The 16,684-nt window shown below is 71.9% G+C and carries 18 protein-coding genes; 5 read left to right on the top strand and 13 right to left on the bottom strand.

The window, feature by feature from the left end; translation table 11 throughout:
• From pyrF to VB738_RS06730, 4 genes are all read right to left on the bottom strand, one after another.
• Window positions 1–753: an orotidine-5'-phosphate decarboxylase gene (gene pyrF, locus VB738_RS06715; protein ID WP_323305013.1), complete on the bottom strand. Its 753-nt coding sequence runs from the start codon at window positions 751–753 to the stop codon at window positions 1–3.
• Complete coding sequence (tyrS, locus tag VB738_RS06720; protein WP_323305181.1) at window positions 753–1,982, bottom strand: tyrosine--tRNA ligase; 1,230 nt, start codon at window positions 1,980–1,982, stop codon at window positions 753–755. Before tyrS ends, pyrF begins: the two co-directional genes overlap by 1 nt.
• Window positions 1,983–2,136: 154 nt before the next feature.
• Window positions 2,137–3,561: a flavin monoamine oxidase family protein gene (locus tag VB738_RS06725; protein ID WP_323305014.1), complete on the bottom strand. Its 1,425-nt coding sequence runs from the start codon at window positions 3,559–3,561 to the stop codon at window positions 2,137–2,139.
• A 6-nt stretch (window positions 3,562–3,567) separates the two neighbouring features.
• On the bottom strand, window positions 3,568–3,891 hold the full coding sequence (locus tag VB738_RS06730) for a DUF1825 family protein (RefSeq protein WP_323305015.1): 324 nt from the start codon (window positions 3,889–3,891) through the stop codon (window positions 3,568–3,570).
• A 134-nt stretch (window positions 3,892–4,025) separates the two neighbouring features.
• Here VB738_RS06730 and VB738_RS06735 point away from each other — a divergent pair, with 134 nt between their 5' ends.
• The 5 genes from VB738_RS06735 to VB738_RS06755 all read left to right on the top strand — a co-directional run bounded on the left by VB738_RS06735 (window position 4,026) and on the right by VB738_RS06755 (window position 8,008).
• The gene (locus tag VB738_RS06735) at window positions 4,026–4,775 is read left to right on the top strand and encodes a response regulator transcription factor (protein WP_323305016.1); all 750 of its coding nucleotides are present in this window, start codon (window positions 4,026–4,028) and stop codon (window positions 4,773–4,775) included.
• A gap of 33 nt (window positions 4,776–4,808) precedes the next feature.
• On the top strand, window positions 4,809–5,495 hold the full coding sequence (locus VB738_RS06740) for a hypothetical protein (RefSeq protein ID WP_323305017.1): 687 nt from the start codon (window positions 4,809–4,811) through the stop codon (window positions 5,493–5,495).
• Window positions 5,492–6,097 (top strand): GIY-YIG nuclease family protein, encoded by a 606-nt coding sequence (locus VB738_RS06745; RefSeq protein WP_323305018.1) that lies wholly within the window; start codon window positions 5,492–5,494, stop codon window positions 6,095–6,097. Before VB738_RS06740 ends, VB738_RS06745 begins: the two co-directional genes overlap by 4 nt.
• Window positions 6,098–6,145: 48 nt before the next feature.
• Window positions 6,146–7,648 carry a leucyl aminopeptidase gene (locus VB738_RS06750; RefSeq protein ID WP_323305019.1) on the top strand — a complete coding sequence of 501 codons (1,503 nt, stop codon included), beginning with the start codon at window positions 6,146–6,148 and terminating at the stop codon, window positions 7,646–7,648.
• A gap of 84 nt (window positions 7,649–7,732) precedes the next feature.
• Complete coding sequence (locus tag VB738_RS06755) at window positions 7,733–8,008, top strand: hypothetical protein (RefSeq protein ID WP_106220326.1); 276 nt, start codon at window positions 7,733–7,735, stop codon at window positions 8,006–8,008.
• Between the two features lie 8 nt (window positions 8,009–8,016).
• On the opposite strand, the gene VB738_RS06760 is transcribed toward VB738_RS06755, so the two are convergent.
• The 9 genes from VB738_RS06760 to VB738_RS06800 all read right to left on the bottom strand — a co-directional run bounded on the left by VB738_RS06760 (window position 8,017) and on the right by VB738_RS06800 (window position 16,636).
• On the bottom strand, window positions 8,017–8,220 hold the full coding sequence (locus tag VB738_RS06760; RefSeq protein ID WP_323305020.1) for a hypothetical protein: 204 nt from the start codon (window positions 8,218–8,220) through the stop codon (window positions 8,017–8,019).
• 113 nt (window positions 8,221–8,333) lie between these two features.
• Entirely contained in the window at window positions 8,334–8,960 is a 627-nt protein-coding gene (msrA, locus tag VB738_RS06765) for a peptide-methionine (S)-S-oxide reductase MsrA (RefSeq protein WP_323305021.1), read from the bottom strand.
• The gene (gene lpxB, locus VB738_RS06770; RefSeq protein ID WP_323305022.1) at window positions 8,951–10,150 is read right to left on the bottom strand and encodes a lipid-A-disaccharide synthase; all 1,200 of its coding nucleotides are present in this window, start codon (window positions 10,148–10,150) and stop codon (window positions 8,951–8,953) included. Before lpxB ends, msrA begins: the two co-directional genes overlap by 10 nt.
• Window positions 10,150–10,956, bottom strand: a complete 807-nt coding sequence (gene lpxA / locus VB738_RS06775; protein ID WP_106220329.1) for an acyl-ACP--UDP-N-acetylglucosamine O-acyltransferase — start codon at window positions 10,954–10,956, stop codon at window positions 10,150–10,152. Before lpxA ends, lpxB begins: the two co-directional genes overlap by 1 nt.
• A gap of 19 nt (window positions 10,957–10,975) precedes the next feature.
• The gene (gene fabZ, locus VB738_RS06780) at window positions 10,976–11,404 is read right to left on the bottom strand and encodes a 3-hydroxyacyl-ACP dehydratase FabZ (RefSeq protein ID WP_323305182.1); all 429 of its coding nucleotides are present in this window, start codon (window positions 11,402–11,404) and stop codon (window positions 10,976–10,978) included.
• Between the two features lie 76 nt (window positions 11,405–11,480).
• Entirely contained in the window at window positions 11,481–12,353 is an 873-nt protein-coding gene (gene lpxC, locus VB738_RS06785; RefSeq protein ID WP_323305023.1) for a UDP-3-O-acyl-N-acetylglucosamine deacetylase, read from the bottom strand.
• Window positions 12,353–14,761: a BamA/TamA family outer membrane protein gene (locus tag VB738_RS06790; protein WP_323305024.1), complete on the bottom strand. Its 2,409-nt coding sequence runs from the start codon at window positions 14,759–14,761 to the stop codon at window positions 12,353–12,355. Before VB738_RS06790 ends, lpxC begins: the two co-directional genes overlap by 1 nt.
• Window positions 14,762–14,804: 43 nt before the next feature.
• Entirely contained in the window at window positions 14,805–15,563 is a 759-nt protein-coding gene (purC, locus tag VB738_RS06795; protein ID WP_323305025.1) for a phosphoribosylaminoimidazolesuccinocarboxamide synthase, read from the bottom strand.
• Entirely contained in the window at window positions 15,560–16,636 is a 1,077-nt protein-coding gene (locus VB738_RS06800; protein WP_323305026.1) for a hypothetical protein, read from the bottom strand. The genes purC and VB738_RS06800 overlap by 4 nt, the downstream gene beginning before the upstream one ends.
• Between the last annotated feature and the right edge of the window lie 48 nt (window positions 16,637–16,684).

Raw genomic sequence — 16,684 nt, forward strand, 5'->3', positions numbered from 1 at the left:
TCAGCCCAGTTCGGCGCAGCAGGCCGCGAAGGCCGCCGCCGGGTCGGCGGCACCGCTGATCGGACGCCCGATCACCAGCCGGCTGGCGCCGGCTGCCACGGCTTCCGCCGGGGTCATCACCCGCCGCTGATCGGCCGTATCACTGCCGGCGGGGCGGATCCCGGGGGTCACCAGGGCGAAGGGGCGAGGAAGGGCAGCCCGCAGCCGGGCCACCTCCAGGGGCGAGCACACCGCGCCGTTGAGGCCCGCCGCCGCCGCCAGCGCCGCCAGCTGGCCCGCGTAGGTCTCCAGCGGTGGTTCGATGGCCAGCTCGCGGTGAAAGCGGTCGGGATCCCAACTGGTCAACACGGTCACCGCCAGCAGGGTGGGGGCGCCCAGCCCCTCCTCGGCGGCCCCTTCCTCGGCCGCGGCCTGGGCGGCGGCGAGGGCCTCGCTGCCAGCGCAGGCGTGCACGGTGATCAGTTCCGCCCCCAGCCGGGCGGCGCTGCGGCAGGCCCCGGCCATGGTGGCGGGGATGTCGTGGAACTTCAGATCCAGGAACACCCGCAGGCCCCGCCGCCGCAGCTCCCGCACCACGGCGGGTCCGGCGGCCGTGAACAGCTCCAGGCCCACCTTCACCCAGCGCAGCTCCGGGACCGCCGCCACCAGGGCCAGGGCCGCCTCGGCGTCGCCGCGGTCGAGGGCGAGGATGATCCACTCTGCCGGGTCAAGGGTGGGCTCCATGGCCGTGGTGGTGCGTTCGGCGTCCGCCATCAGGCCACCAGCCGACGGAAGGTTTTCCGGCCCAGCTGCAGCACCTTGCCGTTCAGCTCCTCGGCGCTGGCGAACTCCTGGTTGGGGTCGCTGAGCTTCTCGCCGTCGAGCTTGACGCCGCCCCCCTGGATCTGCCTCCGCCCCTCGCTGCTGCTGGCGCACACCCGCAGGGCACTGAGCAGATAGAACGCCTTGAGGGGGAAGGCCAGCCCGGCCAGGGAGACCTCGGGCACGCCGTCCGCGCTCAAATCCCCCGAAGGCGTTCCAGTGCCGGAGAGGCCGGCTCCCACCAGCCCGGCCGCATCGGCCTGGGCCTGCAGCGCGGCGTCGCGCCCATGGCGGCTGGCGGTGACCTCCAGGGCCATGGCCTTCTGCCGCTCCCGGGGGCTGGTGGGCAGGGCCGCCGTGTCGAGATCGGTGAGCAGGGTGAGGTAGTCCTCCACCACCGCGTCCGGCACCTTCTCGAGCTTGGAGTACATCGACAGGGGGTCCTCCATCAGCCCCACGGTGTTGCCCAGGCTCTTGCTCATCTTCTGCACCCCGTCGAGGCCGGGCAGGATCGGCAGCAGCAGCCCGAACTGGGGCCGCTGGCCGAAATGGCGCTGCATGTCGCGCCCCATGGCCACGTTGAACTTCTGGTCGGTGCCGCCCAGCTCCAGGTCGGCGGCGACGGCCACCGAGTCGTAGCCCTGCAGCAGGGGATAGAGGAACTCGTGCAGGCTGATGGGGGTGCCCGAGCCATAGCGGTTGGCGAAGTCCTCCTTGGCCAGCATCTGGCCCACGGTGCTGATGCCCAGCAGCTCGATCACCTGCGGCAGCGCCAGGCCGGCCAGCCACTCGGAGTTGCGTCGCACCTCCAGTCGGCCGGGGGTCTCGAAGTCGAGCAGGGAGCGCTCGGGGGGCTGGCCCTGGCCCAGCTGGGCCAGGTAGGTGGCGGCATTGGCTTCCACCGCCGCCGCGTCGAGCTGCACACGGGTGCTGCTCTTGCCGGTGGGATCGCCGATGCGGGCCGTGAAGTCGCCGATGATCAGCACCGCCGTGTGGCCGGCGTTCTGGAACGCGCGCAGCTTGCGGAACAGGAGGCTGTGGCCGAGGTGGATGTCGCTGCCGGTGGGATCGATGCCCAGCTTCACCCGCAGGGGGCGGCCCTGGCGTTCCGCCTCCGCCAGCCGGGCCTCAAGACGCTGATCCGGATCGGGAGCCTTGCCGGAGGGGAACAGGTCGGCCATGCCCCTGGCCAGGGCGTCGGCCAGGGGTGGCACCGCCAGCGGTGCTTCCAGCGGCCCCGCCTCATACGCCACCCGATTCACGTGCTCCGCTTCCGCCATCGACACCCGCCGCCTGCCTGGGGGGGATGGTAGGCAGCCGTGCTGCTCCGGTCGCTCAGCCCAGCAGGGCCACCACTTCGGCCGCGGCCCGCTCGCCGCTGGCCACCGCCCCCTCGAAAAAGCCCGGCCAGCGCTCCGCCACCTCCGTGCCGGCCCAGAACACCCGGCCGTGGGGCCGCAGCAGGGCGTCGCCGCTGCCGGTCCACAGCCCGGGGGGCATCCAGCCGGCAAAGGCCCCGCCGACGAAAGGCTCCCGCGGCCAGTCCTTCTCCACATAGTCCAGTGGTTCCAGCGCCATCGGACCGAAGTAGGCGGCGAGATCCTCCAGGACCGCCGCCCGCCGCGGCTCCGGCCCCAGGGCCGACCAGCGCTCCTGGCGCCGGCCCGCCACGAAGGCGGCGATCACCCCCAGGCCGGTTTCGGGATCGGAGCTGTCGGCGCACAGTTCCACCCAGGGGCGATCGCCGATGCCGATCCCGGCCAACCCGGCTTGCCGCCACCAGGGGCTGCGGTAGGCGACCAGCACCTTGGTGCAGCGGCCCATGGCCATGCCCTTGTGGAGGGCGCGCCGATCGGCCGGCAGCGCGGGGCTGAAGCGGATCGCGCCCGCCATCGCCGGCGGCATGGCCACGATCACCGCCCGGCCGTGGTGGCAGCCGTTGTCGGTGGTCACCGTGACGGTGCCCTCCGCACCGGGGCCGGCGGGCCCCTCCGGCTGATGGATGGCCCGCACCGGCTCACCGAGCACCAGGGCGTCCTCCAGGCCCCCAGCCAGCAGCGCCGGCAGCTGGCCGGCACCGCCGTGGATCAGCTCCTCCTCGGGGTGGTCGCCCTGGGGCGCCGTGCGCTGGCCCCAGGCCACGTGCAGCAGCGAGACCTGGTCCGGCTCCGCCGGCCCGAGAAAACCGACGGCCCGACAGAAGTAGGCGAAGTACCAGGCGGCGAAGGGGGTGTGGGTGTGGGCTTCGATCCAGTCCTGGAAGCTCAGCCGGTCGAGGGCGTCGGCGTCGGGATGGTGATGGGGATGGCCCTCCGGCAGGGACGCCACCAGCTCCTGGAAGCGTTCCAGGGCCTGCATCGCGTCCTGCCAGTCCGCTCGGGGCACCGAGGGAGGCTGGCCCTCCGGGAACCCCTGGAAGAAGCCGCTGAAGGTGCAGCGATGCGAGCCGAAGCAGAGGACGGTCTCGCCGTCGTGGGGGGAGGGGAAACGGCGCAGGCCGTGCGCCTCGAGCAGGGAGCGGAAGCGGGAGTGGGTGGCTCCCACCCACTGGCCGCCCAGGTCGATCCAGGCGGGAGGCCGGGCCCCGGCCGGCCCGGCCCCCTCCTGATTCAGGGGTGCCCGCACCATGCGGCCGCCCACGGCCGGTGCCGCCTCGATCACCTGAACCGACAGGCCGGCCCGGCGCAGCTCCCTGGCGGCCACCAGTCCGGCCAGCCCCGCCCCGACGACGATGACGTCCTTCACGATGACGTCCTTCACGCCGGATCAGCCCGCCGCATCGAGCTCGCCCTTCATGCGCTCGAGGGTGAGGGTCATCTGTTCGAACATCTTCTCGGGGGTGAGGCCGAACTGGCCGAGCTGGGTGCGCAGCTGTTCGACGGTGAGCTTGGCCTGGAAGTCCTCGGAGAGTTCGAAGCGCTTCATGAACACCTGATAGCGCTCCATCATCTCCTCCATCCGCTCGATGTAGAGCTTCTTGCCCTCGCGGTCGAACTTGCCGTAGTCACTGCCCAGCTGCATCAGCTGCTGGTAATCGCTGAACAACCGCTTCGCTTCGTCCTGGACGATCTCGGAGTCGAAGAAAGCCATGGGGACGTCTGCTCCGGACTGCTGCAGAGGTTGATTCTGCAGAGACCGGGCACCCCTGGGGAGTGCGGATCCACGTATCGCGGCCCCCGGCCCGCCATGGCGGATACCGAAATGGAGCCCATCCCCTGGCGAGGATGGATCTCCCCCATCGCTGGGGCGTCCCCGCCGCTGTGCCCGTGGACCTCACCCCCCTGCTGCCCCAGGTGCGTGACGACCTCAGCCGGGGACTGGCGCTGCTGAACGGGGTCCGCCTGGTGCTGTGCCTGGGCAGCCGGGCCCAGATCACCCTGCTGATGGGCACGCCGGCCCGGATCCTGGGGGCCACCACCACGGCCGCCGAGGGACTCGCCCAGGTGCGCCGCCATCGACCCGCCCTGCTGCTGGTCAGTGACCGGCTGGAGGAGGGATGCGGCGTGGACCTGGTGGTGCAGGTCAAGGCCCGCCACCCCGAGGTCCGCACCCTGCTGGTGGTGTCCCAGGAGCACCGCCTCGCCCGGATCCGACAGGCCCTGCAGGCGGGCTGCGACGGCATCGTGCCGGAGTCGCGGCTGCTCCACGGCTCCGGCCTGCAGGCCCTGCACAGCGTGCTCGGTGGCGGCCTGTACCTCGACCGGGCGCTGGTGGGGGCGGTCCTGGCGGACCAGGAGCCCGGCGGCGACGCCGCCGAGCCGCTCAGTGCCCGGGAGCGGCAGGTGCTCGAGCGGGTGGTGCACGGCCTGACGAACCATGAGATCGCCCGGGAACTGATGGTGTCGGTCGACACCGTCAAGACCCACGTGCGCAACGTGCTGCTCAAGCTGCGGGTCCGGGGCCGCATCCAGGCGGTGGTCATCGGCCTGCAGCTGGGCCTGGTCGACTGGCCCCGACCCGGAGGCACCCGCTAGCTTCAGGCCCGACGTGCGCGCGCTCGGGCCTCCATGGCAGGACGCCACTGGCTGGATCCCCTGGCCCGCCATCTGCTCGAGGCCACCGGCCAGCTGCCGCCACTCTCGCCACGGCCCGAGGCCACCCCGGCCGGGAGTGGCGACGCCGGGTTGGGGGCCGAGGAGGCCGTCGAACGGGAGCTGCTCGCCCTCAAGCTGGCCCTGAACCCGGCCCTGCGGTTCCAGGATGGGGCCGAGGTGCGCCAGGCGGCCGCCCTGGGCTGGAGCCTCGAGGTCAACCGCGCCGAGGCCGGTGACTGGCTGCGGCTTCCCGGCTGCCCGCCTGAGCTGGTGGATCGGCTGGTCCGCCTCCAGGGCGAGGGTCAGCAGTGGTCCGGCCCCCGGGAGCTGGCGGCGGCGCTCCGGGTTCCCCCCGCCCGGGTGGGCACCTGGCTGCCGGTGCTGCGCTTCCGTCGCCGGCACCATCCCAGGCCTGTGCCGCCGCCGCCGCTGGCGATCAACCAGGCGTCCGAACGGCTGCTGCAGGAGCGGCTCGGCCTGGGGCCGGAGCGCAGCCGCTGGCTGCTGCGGGAGCGGGCCCGGGAGCCTTTCCGGGACCTGGCCGATCTCCAGCGCCGCCTGGAGCTCTCCCCCGGGCAGGTGGAGCGCTGGATCGGCCGGTTCCGCTACGACGCCGCCCCGGGGCCGGTGCTGCCGCCGGCCCGGAGGCGGGCCCGATGAGCCGGCAGGGGGAACTGTTTCCGGTGGCCGCGCTGGCCGGCGCGCCGCCGGCCCCGTCGTTGCCGCTGTGGCGGGAGCAACTGCTCACCTGGCAGTCCCGCCTCGCCGACCACCAGGCGCCGCTCTACGCCGCCGCCGGTGCCGCCGACCCCCTCCAGCAGGGGCTGCTCTTCCCCGTCCCCGCGGACCCGGGCGATCCCCTTGAGCAGGCGCGACGCCTCGATCCCCTCAGCCTCAGCCCCCAGAGCCTGTCCTTCTGGCGCTGGCCCCGGCTGGCCCAGCAGGGGGCGGCGCTGTATCTGGTGATGGACCGCCCGCCCCAGCTGCCGCTGCCCCTGCTGCTCTACGTCGGTGAGACCGGACGGGCCGACCAGCGCTGGAAGGGCGACCACGACTGCAAGGACTACCTGGCGGCCTACGGCGAGGCCCTGGCACGGGCGGGTCTGGAGGCGCGGCCGAGCATCCGCTTCTGGTCGGACGTGCCGGCGGCGGTCGCCCCCCGCCGGGCCCTGGAGCAGGCCCTGATCCGGCGCTGGCTGCCCCCCTTCAACAAGGAGACCCGGGATCGCTGGGCCACCCCGTTCACGGCCGATCCCGACTGAACGCCAGGGCGGTGCTGGCTACGATCACGGGCCGCCTGCGCTGGGTCCATGGAGTTTCGCTGTCTTGCCGTTGATCAAGACAACCCACGTCCCCTCAAGGAGTGCTGGGCGGGGGACACCCTGGTGGTGGGGCTGTTCGCCGGCGGCGGTGGCGGGGGGCGGGGTCTGGTGGAGGAGCTGGTGGGGGACGCCCTCGAGGGCTGGCTCCAGCGCCGCCGCTTCGAAGGCAAGAGTGGCCAGACCCTCACCCTGGAGCGGCCCGGCGGCACCCCGGCCACGCTGATCCTGGTGGGCCTGGGGGATCCGGCCGAGTTCGGGCTCGACGCCCTGCGCCAGGCGGGTGCCGGTGCCGCCCGCACGGCCGTCAGCGCCAGTGTCGAGGAGCTCGGCCTGTGGTTCCCCCTGGAGGGGCTCGAGCCGGCGGCGGCCGCGGCGGCCATGGCGGAGGCGGTGCGGCTCGGCCTCTACGACGATCAGCGCTTCAAGAGCGAGGCCGAGCCCCGCTCCCTGCCGAGCCGGGTGACCCTGCTCGGGTTGGGGGAGGCCGCGGCGGCGGGCCTGGCCCACGTGGCGGCCACCTGCAGCGGCGTGGAACTGGCCCGGCGGCTGGTGGCGGCCCCGCCCAACAAGGCGACCCCCCAGTCGCTGGCCGATGAGGCCGCCGCCATCGCCGACGCCTTCGGTCTCGAGCTCAAGGTGCTGGAGCGGGACGACTGCGAAGCTCTCGGCATGGGGGCCTACCTGGGGGTGGCCCAGGGCTCCGATCTGCCCCCCAAGTTCATCCATCTCACCTGCCGGCCCGCTGGGGAGGTGACCCGGCGGGTGGTGCTGGTGGGCAAGGGGCTCACCTTCGATTCCGGCGGCTACAACCTCAAGACGGCCGGCTCCCAGATCGAGATGATGAAGTACGACATGGGCGGCAGCGCCGCCGTGCTGGGGGCGGCCCGCGCCATCGCCGAGATCCGCCCCGCCGGCCTTGAGGTGCACGTGATCGTCGCCAGCTGCGAAAACATGATCAGCGGCGGTGCCATCCACCCGGGCGACGTGCTCACCGCTTCCAACGGCAAGACCATCGAGATCAACAACACCGACGCGGAGGGGCGTCTCACCCTGGCCGATGCCCTCGTCTACGCCTGCGGCCTGGAGCCTGATGCCATCGTCGATCTCGCCACCCTCACCGGCGCCTGCGTGATCGCCCTGGGCGAGGAGATCGCCGGGCTCTGGTCCCCCAGTGACGGCCTGGCCGAGGCCCTGATCGCCGCCGGCACCGCCGGTGGCGAGGCCCTCTGGCGCATGCCCCTGCACGGCACCTACAAGAAAGGGCTCAAGAGCCACGTCGCCGACATGAAGAACACCGGACCGCGGCCCGGGGGCTCGATCACCGCCGCCCTCTTCCTGCAGGACTTCGTCACCCGGGGGCTGCCCTGGGCCCACCTCGACATCGCCGGCACCGTCTGGAGCGACAAGGCGAGGGGGCTCGATCCTGCGGGGGCCACCGGCTTCGGCGTGCGCACCCTGGTGGCCTGGCTGGTGGCGGGCGCCGCGGCCTGAACGGCAGCGCCGCCGTCCCCGGCGGCTGTGGCGGCCGGAGCTTGCGGCCTAGGTTTGCTCCCAGATCAGACAACGCATCGCCCCATGGCCGTTCACAAGATCCGCTGGTACGTGAAGGCCCAGCTCGGTGTGCTCCTGCTCCCCGCCGGGCTCTGCCTGTTCGGGGAGGGGGTGATCCGCAAGGGCATTCAGACCTGGTCAGCCCTGGCGGCGGCGGCCGACCAGGGGCAGTCACTGCCGGAGGCAGGACCGTGGGTCTGGTACGGGGCCCTCGGCCTGATTCTGATCAATGCCGGCGTCGGGCTGATGGTCGAGAGCGGCCTGCTGCGGGGCTATCCCCGCACCCCGCCCCGGGCCTGAGCAACCGTTCAGACCGCCACCGGTTCGGTGTCTCCCCTGCCGGGGATGCGGGTGTGCAGTTCGGCGGGGGATTCCAGGCGGTGGATCTGCCAGGTGGCCTTGTCACCGCAGCTGGCCTGCAGCTTGTCAAGGTCGTCGGACGCCTGCCTCGGGCTCGCGTAGGGCCCGATGTGGCGCGTCTGCAGACCGTCCCGGATGGTCAGCAGATACATACAGAAGCCCTCCGGTGATGCAACAAACGCTAAGGCATTTTCGCGGTCGCGACAGGGGGCATGGTCCGTTCGGTTTCGCCTGCGCGTGATCGCCATCACAGCCGCTGATGGGCTCAGCCGCCCTTCCAGCGCTGGCTGGTGCGGGCACGCCGGCCCCAGACCGTGTCCAGGCGCCGGTCCCGGCCGCAGGACCAGCGGTAGTAGTTGTACCGGACGCCATTGCGCTTGGCGTAGTTTTGGTGGTACCCCTCCGCAGGCCAGAACTTCGCCAGGGGGCGGATTGTCACCTTGATCGCCGCCGCCGGTTTGCCCAGTTCCCGGGCGGCCGCCACCAGGCTGTTGCGGGCCTCCACGGCCTGGTTGGCGCTGGTGGTGAAGATCACGGGCCGATAGGAATCGCCGCGGTCACAGAACTGGCCGCCGCCATCGAGGGGATCGATGTGGCGCCAGTAGGCCCGCAGCAGGGTGTCGTAGCGGATCTCGGTGTTGTCGAAGCGCACCCGCACGACCTCCTGGTGGCCGCTTCCCCCGGCCGAGACCTGCCGGTAAGTGGGGTTGGCGCCCTTGCCGCCGCTGTAGCCGCTCTCCACGTCGAGGACTCCGGGGAGCACCTCCAGATCGTGCTCCAGGCACCAGAAGCAGCCGCCGGCCAGCACCGCTTCCTCGGTGGCCGCCAGGGCCGGTGCCACCGGCCCGCCGAGGGCCAGCAGCAGACCAAGCACCAGCGCGATCAGTCGCATGGGGGGTGTCCCGGGAAGGGTTCCAGAATCGCCGTCGCGGCCCGGCGGGTGACGCCCGGCTCTCCGAGCTTCTGCCTCAGACGAACGTAGCCCTCCAGCACCCGCTCCCGCGCCCCGGAGGTGGGATCGAACAGGGGCCGCAGGGCCGCCAGGATGGCGTCCGGGGTGAAATCATCCTGGAGCAGTTCCGGCACGAGCCGTTCCTCCAGCACAAGGTTCACCGGGGAGATGTGGGCCACGTTGAAGTGGATCACATGTTTCGCCAGGAACGCCGTCGGCCGGCTCACCCGGTAGCCGGTCACCTGGGGCACCCCCCGCAGGGCCAGCTCCAGGTTGGCGGTGCCCGACTTGGTGAGGGCGGCATCGGCGGCGGCGCACAGCAGCGGCCGCAGCCCGTCGGCCTCCCCGGCCGGGATCACCCGCACCGCCGTGGCTCCGGCCGCCCGCATGGTCTCGGCCAGGACCGCCTCGAACCCCGGCAGGCCGGCGGGAAGCAGCACCTGCAGGTCGGGATGGTCTCGCTGCAGCAGGGCCACAGCGGCGGCCATGGGCGGCAGCACGTAGCGCAGCTCCTGCCGCCGCGAGGCGGGCAGCATCAGCAGCACCGGCGCCTCCGCCGGCAGGCCAAGCCGCGCTCGGGCCTCCTGGCACGTCGGCCGCTGCTGGAGCGTGTCGATCAGGGGATGGCCCACCCAGGTGACCTGGGCGCCGCGTGCGGCGTAGAAGCTGGCCTCCTCCGGGAAGATCGCCAGGATGCGGTCGGTGAAACCGATCAGCCGGGTGGTGCCGCCGTCGCCGAGGCGGAAGGCCCATTCCTGGGGAGCGATGTAATAGGTGATGGGCACATCGGGGTACAGCCGCCGCAGCCGCAGACCCAGGTTGACGTTGGCCCCCATGTAGTCGATCAGCACCACGGCGTCGGGGGGGTGCTGCTTCAGCCAGCGGCGCACCCTGGCCTGCAGCTTGAGGGTGGGAATGACCAGGGGGATCGGTTCCCACAGGCCGATGGCCCCGAGCTTGGTGGTGTCGGCCAGGAGCCTGGCCCCGGCCCGTTCCATGCGGCTGCCGCCGAGGGCCACCACATCGAGGGGCAGCGACCGGCGGGCGGCCTCCTCGTGCAGGGCCTTGACCAGCAGGGAGCCCTGCAGATCACCGGAGACTTCCCCGGTGCTGACCAGCAGTCGCACCATCAGCGCTGGGCCGGCAGCGGTCCGCGCCGGCCCGGCCCCACCGAGGCCTCGAGGAAGGCGCACAGCTCGTCGGCCGCGGCCAGCAGGGGGCGCTCCCTGGCCTGGCGCAGGGCGGCGGCCAGCACCAGATCGCTGCGGTAGATGAGGGTCCAGAGATCCTGGAGCTGACGGAACTGGGCGCCGTCGTCGAGCTGGGCCATGCCGCTGCGGCGCAGCCCGACACGGTTCAGTCCCCGGATGCGGCCGGGGTGGCCTTCCACCGTCATGAACGGGGGCACGTCCCGGTCGATGCGGCTCATGCCGCCCACCATCGCCAGGCTGCCGATGTGGACGAACTGGTGGATGCCGAGCACCCCGCCGATCACGGCACGCTCACCGATCACCACGTGGCCCGCCACCGCCACCCCGTTGGCGATGACGATGCGGTCGGACAGCTGGCAGTTATGGCCGATGTGGCTGTAGGCCATCAGCAGGTTGCCGTTGCCCAGCACGGTGCGCTCGCCTTCGGCGGTGGCGCGGTTGATGGTGACGCACTCCCGGATCGTGTTCTCATCGCCCATCACCACTTCGGTGGGGGCGCCGCCGTACTTGAGGTCCTGGGGCTCGAGGCCGATGCAGGCCCCGGGGAAGATCCGGTTGCCCTTGCCCATCCGCACCCGCCCGTCGATCACGACATGGGGACCGATGCGGCTGCCCTCGCCGATCTCCACCTCGGGCCCGATCACCGCATAGGGGCCGATCTCCACGCCGGGGGCCAGCCGGGCCCTCGGATCGACCAGGGCCGTGGGATGCACGGATGTCGTCATGGCTGCACTCGACATCGCGTCAGTCCACGAGCGAGAACATCAGCTCGCCCGAGCAGACCCGCTCGCCATCGACCGTGGCGGTGGCCTGCACCTTGCCGAAGCGTTTGCGCTTGAGGCTGAGCAGTTCGCAGGTGATCAGCAGCTGGTCGCCGGGCACGACGGGCCGTCGGAAGCGGACGCCGTCGATGCCGGCGAAGACGAACAGGCCCTTGGGCAGATCCGGCATCTGGGTGACGATCAGGCCGCCCACCTGGGCCATGGCCTCCACGATCAGCACACCCGGCATCAGCGGCCGGCCGGGAAAATGGCCCTGAAACTGCGGTTCATTGAAGGTGACGTTCTTGAGGGCCACCGCCCGCTGGCCGGGGACGTACTCCACCACCCGATCCACCAGGGCGAAGGGATAGCGATGGGGGAGCAGGTTGAGGATCTGTTCGCTGCTGAGCACCACGGCCCTGGCCGTGTCGACGGCGGCGGCGGCCGTGGCGGCCTCGGGAGCGGCGGAGGGAAGAACGGTCAAGGATTCAGTGGGTCGGTACGGGTACGGACAGGCGTGGCGCCTGGGCCGCAAGGGCCGCGGCCATGGCGGTGTGCAGGCCATGGGAACCGCGGTAGGCAAAGACGTGGGCCCGCGGCAGGCCCACCAGCGCCAGATCTCCCAGCAGGTCCAGCAGCTTATGGCGCACCGGTTCGTCCACGAAGCGCAAGGGCGGATTCACCCAGTCATCCCCATCACAGACCAGGGCATTGTCGAGGGCTCCGCCGCGGATCAGGCCCGCGGCCAGCAGCTGCTCCACCTGATCCCGAAAGCCGAAGGTGCGGGCCGGGGCGATCTCGGACACGAAGCTCTCGGGGGTGAGATCGAGGGCATAGAGCTGGCGGCCGATGGCGGCCTGGGGAAACTCGATGGCCGCCGCCAGGCGCAGCCGGTCGTTGGGCAGGGCCGCCACGAACCCCAGCCCCTGGCCGAGGGTGAGAGGCAACGGGGGCAGCGCCGGCTCGACGCGCTCACCCCTGTCGCTGAGGCCCGCCTCGGCGATCGCGTCCACCCAGGGCAGGCCGGAGCCGTCGAGCAGGGGGATCTCCTCCCCTTCCACCCACAGTTCCGCCTGGCTCACCCCGGTGCCGGCCAGGGCCGCCAGCAGGTGCTCCACCGTCGCCAGGCGGCGATCGCCGACCTGCAGGCAGGTGCAGAGGCGCGTGTCGCTCACCTGGGTGGGGCCGAGACGCTGAAGGGGGAGATCTGGAGCATCCAGCCAGCCCAGCCAGTAGCCGGGCCGCTCCGAAGGGCCGAGGCGGACCCGGGAGACGGCGCCGCTGTGCAGCCCGACCCCGGAGCGCTCCACACTGGAGCGGAGGGTCCAGGCCTGGCGATAGTCGCTGGGCCAGGTGGTCACTAGAACTTCCAGCCCACGCCGAGGTTGAAGCGCCATTCGCCGGTGAAGTCCTGGCTGGCCACCTCCAGGCGCAGCGGGCCGACGGGGGTGGTGACGATCAGGCCGGTACCGATCGAGAAACCGGAACCGGGCTTGTTGAGCAGGCCGCCGAGGTTGCCCGGCACCTTCGTCTGGCTGCCGAAGGTGGTGCCGCCATCGATGAACAGCTCGCCGCTGACGATGCTGAACAGGGGGAAGCGGTATTCGATCGTCGCCTCGCCGAAGCTGCGGCCGACGCCGAGGTCACAGTCGAAGTAGCCCCGCACCGAGTTGCCGCCGCCCAGGCAGAAGGCCTCGTAGGGGGGCAGGTCGCCGATCACCGTGCCGGCGGACACCTGGAAGGCCAGGGCCTGCTTGCAGTCCTCCGTCTCGCCGGCCTTCGGCCGGCAGCCCTTGTAGAACTTCAGCCAGCGCACCGGGATGTAGTGGGTGAAGCTGCCCCGGATCCGGTTGAAGGTGGGGGAATCGGGGCCCACCGAGAAGAACTGCTCGGTGCCGATGCTGAGGAAGTTGCCCTGGGTGGGGTTGCGGGGATCGTTGAGGGTGCTCATCGTCGCCGCCAGCCGCAGCCCCAGGAGCTGGTTGCGGGCGGCACAGTTGTAGGCCAGGCAGATGACCGAACTGGTGGGGGCGGAGAACAGCGGCGTGGCCTCGTTCGGGGTGGCCAGACCGAAGCGGCGGGAGGTGCCGGAGAAGTCCATCGGCGTGGCCACCTGGCCGGTCAGCCCCAGCAGCACGGTCCAGGGCGCCCGCTTGAAGGGGTTGCCGCCGTTGAGGGGACGCACGAACTGGACGTTGGCCCCGACACGCTGGATCAGCACGCTGTTGCCGTCGAACTGGAACCAGCTGAGGTTCTGGCCGCTGGTCTCGGCGGCGATGCGGGCTGCCGTCACCGACGGGAAGACGTCGAGGAGGGGGTTGAACGGCGAGAAGATGTTGTAGGCGACCTGGGTGCCAGGGGCCTGGTAGAAGTCGGAGACCGTGAAGATGTTGCCGTTGTCCTGGCTCTGGAACACCTGGGGGGCGTCCCGGCTGACGAAGGCCTTGAAGCGGAAGGCGGTGCGGTACTTGTCCCCCTTGATCCAGGGGTCGCTGAAGGAGATGTCGGCCAGGCCGCCGAACTGTCCGTAGGTGAAGCTGGTGGAGAGGTCCCAGGCCCGGCCGAACAGGTTGCTGTCCTGAATCTGGATCTGGCCGAAGACACCCTGGCTCTGGCTGTATCCCAGACCCCCGGAGAGGGAGCCGGTCGACTGCTCGACGACCCCCAGCACGATCACCACCGAGCCGGGATCCTCCGGTTCAGGGCGCAGGGTCACCTTGACGTCGCTGAACAGGCCGGTGCCGTACAGGCGCTTGAGGTCGTCCTCCAGGTTGCGGCGGTTGAAGATCTCGCCGGTCTTGATGGAGATCTCCCGGGTGATCACCCACTCCTTCGTCTTGCCCTTGATCGGCTGGCCCTTGTCGTTGGTGGCCGATCCCTCCTTGTTGAGGAACTGGACCTCCACGCCCTTGACCGTTCCCTGGCGCACCAGCAACTGCACATCGCCGTCGGGCCCGATCCGGGAGGGGCCGGTGACGCGCGCCAGGGAGAAGCCCTGGTCGGCGTACCACTTCTGCAGCTCCTGCATGCGGCCCTGCAGGGTCACCAGGTTGAGGGTCTTGCCGTAATCGCCGGCGAAGGTGTCCTGCACCACCGTTTCCGGCACCTTGGCGTCGGCCGGATCCAGGCTCACCTTGGTGAGCACCGGGTTGGGCACCACCGAGACCACCAGCCGCACCCCGAGGGGGCCGTCCTGGGGCTGGATCCTCACGTCGGAGAACCAGCCCGTGGCGTAGATGGCCTGCAGATCCGTTTCCAGCTCGCTGCGGGTGATGGCGGTGCCGGGGGTCACCGCCATGGCGGCATAGGCCGCCAGTTCGAGACGCTCACGCTCGGGATGGTCGTCCAGGCCTTCGATCACCACCTCGCTGATCAGCACCCGCGGTTCGGACGAGGCCGAAGGGGTGGGCGCCGGGCCCAGGGAAGGCTTGCCGGGCCGGTCGTCGCTGGCGGCGGGGGTGCTGGGCGTGGCGCCAGGGGTGGCGGCCGGTGCAGGCGTGGGGGCCGGGGCGGGGGCCGGGCTGGCTCCCGCCGGCGGGGTGGCCTCCGCCGGGTCCGCGAAGGGATCGGCACCGGCCTGGGCCACCGAACCTGCGGGTGCCTGGCCCAGGGAGCCCGCGGGGGGCTGGCCCTGGCCGGGGGGACTTTCCGCGGCCCGGGCCTGGCCTCCGGCCAGCATCAGGGCCACCAGGAGGGGGAGGGAGGCGGTCGCCGCCCTGGGCGTGACGCTTCGAAGGATGTGGGGCCTGCCGAGGCGAACGCCAATCATGGATGTCGTCTGCAGAGCGGCCTAGCCGCAAATTCCGCTGACCTTACCCGTAGACCCGCGGTTCGGGACAGACCCCTTGGACCCGTTTGAGGACCTCCCCGTAGGCCTCGACAACGCCGCCCAGGTCCTGGCGGAATCGGTCCTTGTCCAGGATCCGCTCCTGGGCGTCGCTCACGGCCCGGTTCCAGAGGCGGCAGGTGTCGGGGCTGATCTCGTCTGCCACCACCAATTGGCCGTCGGCGGTGAACCCCAGCTCGATCTTGAAATCCACCAGTTCGAGCTCCACCCGGGCGAAAAGATCACGCAGGGTGTCGTTGACGCGGAAGGCCAGTTCCCGGACCGCCTCCAGCTGGTCGGGGGTCAGCAACCGAAGGCGATCCAGCCGGGCTTCGCTGAGCAGGGGGTCCCCCAAGGCGTCGTCCTTGTAGTAGAGGTCGAGCAGGGGTGGATCCAGGGGGGTGCCCGCCGGGATCGGCATCTGACGGCAGAGGGAGCCGGCGGCCACGTTCCGCACCACCACCTCCACCGGCACCACCCGCACCGGCCGCACCATCATCCAGTGGTCCCCCTGCAGGCCCTGGTAGTGGGTGGGTACCCCCAGCCGTTCCAGGTGTTCAAACAGCAGGGCGGAGATGCGGCAGTTCAGGGCCCCCTTGCCCAGGAGCTGGGCCTTCTTGAGGGCATTGAAGGCCGTGGCGTCATCCTTGTACTCGACGGCCACCAGGTCGTGCTGGTCGGTGGCGTACACCCGCTTCGCCTTGCCTTCGTAGAGGAGGGGGCCGGTGGCAGGAGAGACGGTCATGGGGCCGGGGAAGGGGTCGGGGTCGGTTCCGTCGCGGGCACCGGAAGATCGGCGGCATGGCCCCCCGGATCCCGGGGGGAGCTCAGCCGGATCTCCAGCTGGCGGGTGCGCGGCGCCGCGGCGGGATCCTCGCGCCGCCAGCGCCACTCGCCGTAGGCGTCGTCGATGCGGCCGCTGAGCCGCAGGCGGCGGGCCACGGCCCGCTCCGAGGGGAGGGCGGCCTGGGTGTCCAGCAGCTCGGCCACCAGCCCCCACGCCCCCAGCGCCGCGGCCTGCTCCAGGGCCGCCTCCAGCAGGGCCTCTCTCTGCGAGGCCGGCAGCTCCGCCAGCAGCCCCACCGCCTGCTGCAGGCGCAGGGCCCCGGCCAGGCCGCCCTGGCGGGCCCGTACCAGCAGTTCGCCGCCGACCCGGGGGAAGCCCCGCGACTCCAGGTGCAGGGCCAGGAGCTCCAGGGCCGGACGGCTGATGACGGTGCCATCCTCCCGGCGCTGCAGCGGCAGGGCGATGGCATCGAGGGAGGTGCCACTCTCCTTCCGCAGCCGCTCCAGGGCCAGGGCCGCCCGGCGGTGGTCGAGCCCGGCGGCGGCGGCCCGCCACTGCAGCTGCAGCCACTGGACCCGCTCGGCTCCGGCGGCCGGCCCGAAGCGATTGAGCACGTCCATGGCCTCGCTGGGTGCCCGGCAGCTGAGCAGCACGTCGGCGTTGGCCAGCACCACCTCGAGGGGCTGGGGGGCCGGATGGAGCGTCAGCAGCCGCTGCTGCAGCGGCCGCAGCCGCTCCAGCTGATCGGCCTCGGCGCTCTGCCGGCAGGCCGCGTCGAGCTGCTCGAGATCCCCGTCGCGAAGCAGGTCGGCGAACTCCGCGTCGGTGAGGAGCGGCGGTGGCTCAGGGGCTCCGGCCGCGGTCTCGGCCGGCCCGCTGGGGCTGCCCTCAGCGGCGGCCGGCGTCGACACGGCCGGGGTGGGTGCCGCCGCTTCCGCCGGGCCGGGGGCCGCGGCATGGGCGGCAGCCGGCCCGAGTCCCGTCGCCACCCCCAGCAGGGCCAGGGCGCCGAGGCCGCCCAGAACGGACAAGCCGCGGCTCCGCCGGGGCGCCGGCGGGTCGGGGGTCGGTCCGGATCC

Origin of the sequence: Cyanobium gracile UHCC 0139, from assembly GCF_034931325.1 — a bacterium.
In the GTDB taxonomy this organism is placed as follows: Bacteria; Cyanobacteriota; Cyanobacteriia; order PCC-6307; family Cyanobiaceae; genus Cyanobium; species Cyanobium gracile_B.